This window comes from Pseudoalteromonas sp. T1lg24, assembly GCF_002964745.1.
Taxonomy (GTDB): Bacteria; Pseudomonadota; Gammaproteobacteria; order Enterobacterales; family Alteromonadaceae; genus Pseudoalteromonas; species Pseudoalteromonas spongiae.
This window is the reverse complement of sequence record NZ_PQCB01000033.1, coordinates 362,599-370,780: the sequence shown is the minus strand read 5'-3', so window position 1 is coordinate 370,780 and position 8,182 is coordinate 362,599. Positions and strand designations below refer to the sequence as shown.

Sequence of the window (8,182 nt, the reverse complement as noted above, 5' to 3'; positions counted from 1 at the left end):
AGCCAGAGCCTGTTTACCATTATGTTTATCGCCCAGAGTATCAGTTCAGTACATACGAGCTAAAAGTAAACGATATCCTGCGCCAAACAGTCGATGATAATGTGATTTCGCTTTACCCCAAAGAGCGCCCATTAATTGGCTCAAGCGACGACATGGTTACCATGATGTACGATTTATTGGCATCAAACAGCGACGCGTTAGAATTTTTAGGTGAAGGCCAAGAGCTTGTGTTTTCACTTGGGGCTGATGAAATCAAAGCCACCATTGGCGAATCAGGTCAAGTACGTTTTGAACGCCTTGACCACATTGCAGCGCTAGATGTTGAAGATTTTGTGACGTTAAGTCTCTATAACAACACCGACCCCACTAACGTACTGTGGGATTATGCGTTTGAAGCTGTAGCACTTGATACGCGTTGGGCAGGCTATGACAACATTGGTGAAGATGGCACTATTTATGTGAGTGCAGACGACCCAGTTGTACCATTGCAAAGCCTTATTGTTGGTTATGCAAACCGTCAGAATAAAACTCCGGTTGAAATTAAATGGGATGCCAAAGGCTCAGGCAGCTTTATTAATTTAGATAATAACAATGCTGAAAACGGCGTTTTTGCCGCAGATATTCAGCTACCGCCGTACACTGGTACACGTGCAACCCCCTTTGTGTACTTTGCGGGAGATAAAGACAATTACGTTATTATGGATGTCATAGAGGTTGTGCCGGGTGAGCCTGCTACTTTAAGTGTCACAGGGGAGGGTGATGCTTACATGGAAGGGTTAGGTCAAATCAATATTGAACTAGAAGCCAAAGATAAAAACGGCAACCTAGTGGCTGATGGTACCTCTTTCATCTACTCACTAGACGGACATGGCATCGTTTCAGAGGCTTCAGATAGCTTCACCAACGGTAAAGCGTCGCTTATTGTGAAGGGCGGTTACTTACCCGACGATGAATTAAAGTTAAAAGTAACGACCGGAAATGTTTCTCAAGAATTAGACTTGGTAATACAACCACTTACGGTTGTAATTGAAGATTACCCACTTAATATGGAAGCGGGTCAAGTATATGAAGTCCGTGCAAAAGTCACTAAACCAGGTGGTGGTGCTGCACAAGGCGTGAGTGTATGGTTTGAAACTAATGGTGGGCGGTTGGAGCGTGGCACGCTAACAACCAATGCTGACGGGTTAGTTACTGCGAAAATCCACACAGGTTTCCATGCCCTAGAGCAAGTGCAAATATCTGCAAGAGTTGGCTTAGTAGAAGGTGATGTTGTTGAGGGGGATATTACCGCTAAACCCATACAATCAGCAGCACTTCGCATGCAAACGGCAAAACAATTTGGCCAAAAAAGCCAGTTTAGTAAAGGGGCGCAATTAAATGCGCGAATAGCCTCTATGGCGTCGCCTGTTACACAGCAAAACGCAGCAAACAGTATTGACGTGTTAGTGTTTGGTGAAGCAGATGTAGATGGTGCACTTGGATTAACCCGTGAAGACGACTCCGTAATAAAGCTCCCTTACAGCGTAACTGGAAACTTAGAGCTAAATGGACAAGAAAATACCTCTCAGTTTGTCACGTTAGGCACATTATCTGAACCTAATTTACAGCCTATTTCCGCCTATTTCATGAGTGAACTCGTCGAGGAATTAGTCACTGATGCAAACCAACTTCATAATGGTAAAGCAAGTTTTGTTAAGTTAGTTAATGACCACCCAACGCAAACAGGTTTTAGTTACCAATTCAAAAAACACGCTGACAAAAACCCGGTTGGAGAATGGCTACCGAGTCAAATCGTGGTGCCAGCAGATGAACGCTTTAAGCCTGTTAATAGTGTCGGTTTTAGGTTAGACCTCAAAGCGAGCGCATTTGACTCGACAGTGTTTGATTTTGAAGGCGGCGCACAAGGCCTAAACTTAAACCAAGATGGCACACTGACTTATTACCTTCATAACAAATCTGGCAAAATATCAGTTACTTCAACCAATGCCGTTAATTTGTCTCAATGGGTCACAATTGCGGGTAAATACCAAGGCGGCGAGCTTCAGTTAGAAGTTAATGGCCAGCTAACAACGATTAACGTGCCCGACACACCATTAGTTTATTCGGTTACGTCTCGCGGACTTACTATCGGTAAAGGGCTTGATGGTAACTTAAGCAGCGTTAAGTTTTATGACTACGAGAGTCAACCATTATTAAGCTTTACAGATGGTACACAAGCAAAGCAAATTGACTTTAATACGGGTCAATCACAAACGTTATTACCAATAAAAAGCACGGGTCAGCTTAATAAAAACGGTGAATCGGCAGGTGTATACCGCATTGGTATTAACGTTGATGGTAAACAGTATTTTGCCAGTGTGATAGGCGAACAAGGCTATTTACAAATGATGCGAATGATGGCGGCGTTTAATCCGCCAGACGGTTATCCGCCCGTTGCCTTTAATAGCACAAAATATACACCGTTTCCTTTTGTGCCAGTGGCGCATGCATGGTTTGATTTCAGTTGGGAAGGTGCTTGGAAAGGCTTTAAAGCCGTTGCTGGTGCCATAATTCCATACGAGGCAATTGGCGTAGTCGCTGAGCAAGTGGTTTTCTTAGCCAAAGGTGACAGTCGATTTGACCCACTTGAGTTGGCGTTAAATGCCATAGAAGTACTAACAATTGTACCGCTCGCAAAGCCGTTGATCCCAATTATAAGACCTGTAAAAGCAGTATTTAAATCTGTTAAAGCACTTAATCCTAAGTTCTTAAAGTCATTAGGTGGGGTAATTGGTAAAACAATGGACCATATTCTGAAACGGGACTTTGACAAGGCATTAACCATTTTACCTTTCTTAATAATTGCAGGTGAAATGGCAGCTGATGCGGAAGCAAGGGAAGGTTTAATGGTCTTAATAAAATCCGTTTCAAGCAGCGATGACATTTTTGCGTGGATGGAATACCTGAGTTTGCCTGCTGATGGTTGGGATGGAGCTGGCGAGCCGCCTGAACTCGAACTAACTGCGTATCACTCAGTAGAAAATACACAATCTAATTTCTCACCATTAAATGCGTTGATGAGCGTGGCGTACGCGAAGAAAAAGCCCCTCAAAAAAGGCAAGGTAAAAGCCGCTATTCTAGGTAGAAATTTGTTAAGAGCGGCTAGGCAGCTTAACGGAAAAGGCGGCAAACTGGATGACGGAAAAATGGTGGATGCCGTTAAAAATGTCTCAAAATATGTTAAAGATGGTGCGATAGGCAAGCAGCGCAAAATCGCTTTTTCTCCAGTGTCGCTTACGGGAATGTTGGCAGGGGGTAACGCTTTGAGGCGCTATATCACCAAAAATAATAATTTAAGAATGTCTCCACTTACGATATTAGCCATTTTAACCTATTTAGAATCGCGTAATGTTTCTGTCTGTGATGCGGAGGCGATAGGCGATTGTGTGCCATTAGCTGCTGATGTGAAAAAGCCTTTAAAAGAGTTGTATGTAAAAGCATTTACCACATCTCTAAATGACAACACAAATAAGGTATTTGGTAAATTTGAAAATGGTCACTTATTCCATGTCGGTATGTTGGCATTTAAACACCTTGTGTATGAAACCACAAAACGAGAAGAAGACAGAGTAACAGCGATTGAGCAGAATTTTGAAGTTAAGCTCTATTCAAGCGACCAGTTGGGTGATTTAAACGTACTACAAAGCTTTGAGAGGTTTACAGACATTACTTTAAACGGCGATGACCCTGAAAAGAGTACAATTGTAGAAATTAAATCCTATAAAAAGAGTGAAAGCAGTTCTATCAGAAGTCGTTGGAAAAAGTTTGATTTAAGCAAACCAAAACAAGGGTTGCACAGGCAATTTTATTTAGACCGAGTTTTAACCGCTGAGCGCGCTAACCAAAGTAAACTCGCTGGCGAAATGCAATGGTATTATCAGAAATTTAATCGCAGTAAACAACTTAAAGGTTATGATGAAGCTGATTTAAAGACCGTAGCTAGATTTGCACGTAAACTACCACTCAAAGATGGCACCAATGCATACTACACTAGTTTAGGTTATAGCGATAAGAAGGATAACACTTCTCAGTATACAGAAAAAGACGCTTATAAAGATATACTCCATGGTGATATAAAAACCCTGATTTTAACGACTGGGCGAGATGTAATGCTCGATGGAATCGAAGACGAATTAATCACAGAACTAATAGAGCAAAGTGTGGCATTTTAATGGATAAATATTTAGCTGGTTGGCATAACGAAAATGAACAATGGCGCAAAGCGAGAAAAAAGGAGTGGAAGCTCGTTGAACCAGTTGTTGATTGCTATAGCCCAAGAGATAAAGAAGAGCGTGCAAAATTAAAAGATTTCTTTTTGACGGGTAACCTAGATTTTAATAATTATAATGGTTTTAGTATTGAATTTTTAAAAGAAGATGACGAAGAGATTACATCAGACTTTGACTGTGCTTTAGACGGTATTCGCGGAAGAGTTTTTTTATTAATGCTAATTAGCCCTATTCAAACTGAAGAGATGTATAGGTACATAATTGAGCAGGTTAAAAAGCGTAAAGAAGAAATATGGCAGAAGGAGTTGAAACAAGCGAGAGAGTATTACTTAAAATGCGCAGGGAGATATCATTCTCGAACCACACCGAGGATCAAAGATGAACTCCCTTTGGCTGGAAGAGAAAAGCTTCTTTTCAAATTTTTACATGGAGAAGCATTAGAAAATGATATTCAATTTGAGCTAAGTAAAGATAAACAAAAATATGTACAAGATGTTATAAGCAATTTTTTTAGGCATTCATTTAATTTAATAATTAGTCCAAATCCAAGCCCTAAGCATTATTATAACGGGTATAGCAGTTACTTGCGCTCCATTGCTTCGTATATTGAGACGGCTGAAGTCATTGAAATACATAATCCTGATTTGGCATTAACCGCATCTATATACTGTGTTAGAGATGTATTGGAAAATAAAGAGCAATATTTACCTATTAAAATAAAAGTGGCAGAAGACTTCACTGAATTTGTTAAAGCTATAGTGAAATACTTGCCTGAACGAGTTACTACCATCTTTGCTAAAGCCCATAAAGACTGGGATAGCGGTCAAGGGAAGGAAGAATGGCAAAAATTGAAACAACTAGTATGGGCAGATTGGAGTAGTCAAAAATGGGTTAATAAAAGAGATTTTGATAAATTTGGTAAACCAAAAAATGGGGATTTGCAATAATTATCTAAGAAATAACAAAGACACCCACCCTAATTTGATTTGGCTTGGCACCAATGGGGTCAGAGTCGTTGAAAACTAAGTTGTAGAAGTTTATCTAGCTCCCAGAGTTAAGGTGATTGAACCGATGCGCTCTTAGACTAGTTCGACAGTTAATCTAACTACGCATAAATAGAAACAAATTTGATATACCCTCATATTTAGAAAGGAAGCAAATATGAACACATTTACGTTATTGCTGGTTTTTGCGTTGGCACTAATGGTCTCTTTCACTAGCGTAGCGAAAATTTATCAATGGACGGATGCAGAGGGAAAAACCCATTTCAGTGATATTCCTCCTGCGCAGTATGCACATAAAGAAATAAAAATAGCAGCCAAATTGGCGGCTGGCTCTAAGTCTCACCCTAATGTACACAAACATTTTTCTAGCGGTAGCAAAAGTAATGTAAATCGCGTAAATACGCCAAAAGTTAGTTCTGAAGAAAAAGCAAAAGACATAGCACGCTGTAACCGTTACAAAGAAAAATATGAACGTTATAAACGTGAAGGGATTTTAGGTTATAACGTTGCGACAGGGCAAAAACGCATGATGACGAAATCAGAAGAAAAACATTGGCTAAAAAGTGCCAAAGAAAACATGGAAATAATGTGTTCAGGAATTTGAACGAGCGTAAGTGGACTTGACACCTAGTGTAAATTTTTCGTTTAGCACGAGTAATAGCTCCCATTGTTAGAACGGTTAAAAAAACGTTTTAATGCTGGTGCTAGTTAAATACTAAATCGAATATTTTAACGATTTAAAAAGTGATACTCACCCTTTCGATTCGAGTGTATGGCTTTTGATAGTGAATAAAAACAATAAAGTTAACTTTTCATGGTTAGCGGCTTAAAAGGTTTAAAGGATTAAAAATGTTGTTGAATAAATTCTCTCGATTTAAGCAAATACTATTTTGGCTGCTGTTACCTTGCATTTTCATATTTGAGGTGGTTCCCGCGTATGCTTACACTGCATTTGATATACATCGAGCAAGAAGTGGCTATGTTCTAGCGCGTGGCCTTGTCTTAGAAAACGATTTACCAATTTGGGCACAATATAACGAAAATGGTAAAATTGTTGGTGCAGAATACCCATATGCTAGCAACCTAGAAAGCTACGCGCTTTCAGCTCATACAGTTAACGCATCCCTCGAAGCACTATCACAACTAAAAAGTGAGTACGGTGACCGCTTAGTGATTATGTCTAGGGAGCAATATGAGAGCGCTACTTTAAAAACTGGGTTAAAAAATAACGTTGATAAGTTTAGCGTAAGTGAATCCATTAAAAGCGTTGTTTTTTTAGAGCCTAAGACTTTGGTTTCGGCAAAACAACATATTATTTTATTGAGAGCTCGTTTCGACTTAAATTCAGTTGGTCCCACCAATGGTAATACAAGATCGCTTTTATTAAATCGTTCTGGCCAACTCATAGCTCAGTCGGAATACAACTTTGCGTTTAAATCAGCCTTTTATGAAGGAGATGGTGGAGCTCCATCTACACTAGGCAACTTAATTGGCAAAAAAGCTTATGCGCCGTTTAAAGGTTCATTTGTTGAAGTAATGGCGCCATACGGCGGTATGGCAGTAGCTGAAGAAGATGGGAGGTGGGTGAGTCATTATGGTTTAGTGCCATGTCCTATGTTCTTTTTTGAATATAATACGCCAGCTTATATGAACTACTACTACGCAAACTTTAATCCTAAATTAACTTCGGCTGGTTTTGATTATCAAGTGTTTCCAGGATATGACGCTTGTATCGGATACGATGCTATACCAGTGTCAGATATAGTAGGTGCCATGGTTAAAGTAACTCTTGTGGGCCTTCAAGCATCCATTGCTAATTCATCGATTTATAAATATAACTTTTTTGTTGATACCAATATTCTTGGTGGTCAAGCAGAGATCTATGACCCATTTCAAAACACAGTAGTGCCAATTGGGTCGGAAACAAAATACATCTACCGAGAGCCTGAAATAAAAGCTAATGAAAAACCAATGTTTTATTTTGATGGGGATGAACTTGCAGAATATATTCTTTATGGAGATATAAATAATGAAGGGGAGTTTGTTTGCAAAAAGAGTGTTGATGATTCTAAATATTATGGTGTTTACTTATCATCAAATGAAGTGAAACCGTCAGCTGACTGTGATGATGACAAAGCTGAAATACAACAACCAGACCTAATACGCGTTGTTGATATTGTTACTGATTTACAACCGCAAGGGTTGTTAGAAAGTTTAAGCGAAGATGACTTGCGCGATACCGATATATTCATATTTCGCGAGTCATCAGGCATGCTGTTGACACAGCGAAAAGGCGCTGATTTGCAAGATGGGCTGAGTTTTTACGGTGTAATTAATGAAAAGTTTTCATATCAATTACATATGCGAGGCCCAAAAACGTTGTCTAATCACATACTACATGAATATCGCGGTGAGGATGGGTTTAGTCTGTATCAAAGCAAGTCCCATATGAACCCTGAGTTGCATCGTCGCGAAGCCGACCATTTAAAGCCGAATGAAATGCTTAGAATTATACTAATTAACCGAAAAACGGGTTATATAGGGTCTAAGCTACGGTCTTTTTCCGATATCGCTCGTCAAAATGCCTCTGTGCAAGAAATATATGACTTTGCTGATATTACTGAAATGTATCCACCTAACTTAAAAGTAACAGCGGAGCGCATTTTTGAGCCAAATAAAAATTCGATAAAAACAGGTCAGCAAAAAAACGAGATTAGTTATGAAGGCTCAGCATTATCAAGTGATTCAATGCTAGTGCTGACAACTGAGTGGTTTGATAATGATGGTACCCCTTTACCAGCAGGGTTAGCTGACTTTGGTTATACAGGGCGTTTAGCAAAAGTAGCCGGTAACAATAGTTTAGTAACAGTTGGCGGAGAGCTTGCAAACTTTGCGATAAAACCTGGGCGT

The 8,182-nt window shown here is 39.7% G+C and carries 4 protein-coding genes; all 4 read left to right on the top strand.

Annotated elements, in window-relative coordinates:
• Nucleotides 1-4,211 (top strand): LamG-like jellyroll fold domain-containing protein (locus C2M30_RS13950; RefSeq protein WP_199775892.1); only part of this gene is annotated, 4,211 nt, incomplete at its 5' end.
• Nucleotides 4,211-5,215, top strand: a complete 1,005-nt coding sequence (locus tag C2M30_RS13945; protein WP_105172068.1) for a hypothetical protein — start codon at nt 4,211-4,213, stop codon at nt 5,213-5,215. The genes C2M30_RS13950 and C2M30_RS13945, both read left to right, overlap by 1 nt.
• A gap of 214 nt (nt 5,216-5,429) precedes the next feature.
• Complete coding sequence (locus tag C2M30_RS13940) at nt 5,430-5,876, top strand: DUF4124 domain-containing protein (RefSeq protein ID WP_105172067.1); 447 nt, start codon at nt 5,430-5,432, stop codon at nt 5,874-5,876.
• A gap of 245 nt (nt 5,877-6,121) precedes the next feature.
• Nucleotides 6,122-8,182, top strand: a 2,061-nt coding sequence (locus tag C2M30_RS13935) for a hypothetical protein (RefSeq protein WP_158683445.1), incomplete at its 3' end; no start/stop codon positions are given.

Excerpts from the sequence above, each read along its gene's own strand:
- C2M30_RS13945 (WP_105172068.1), top strand. The coding sequence starts at position 4,211 with ATGGATAAATATTTAGCTGGTTGGCATAACGAAAATGAACAATGGCGC.
- C2M30_RS13940 (WP_105172067.1), top strand. The coding sequence starts at position 5,430 with ATGAACACATTTACGTTATTGCTGGTTTTTGCGTTGGCACTAATGGTC.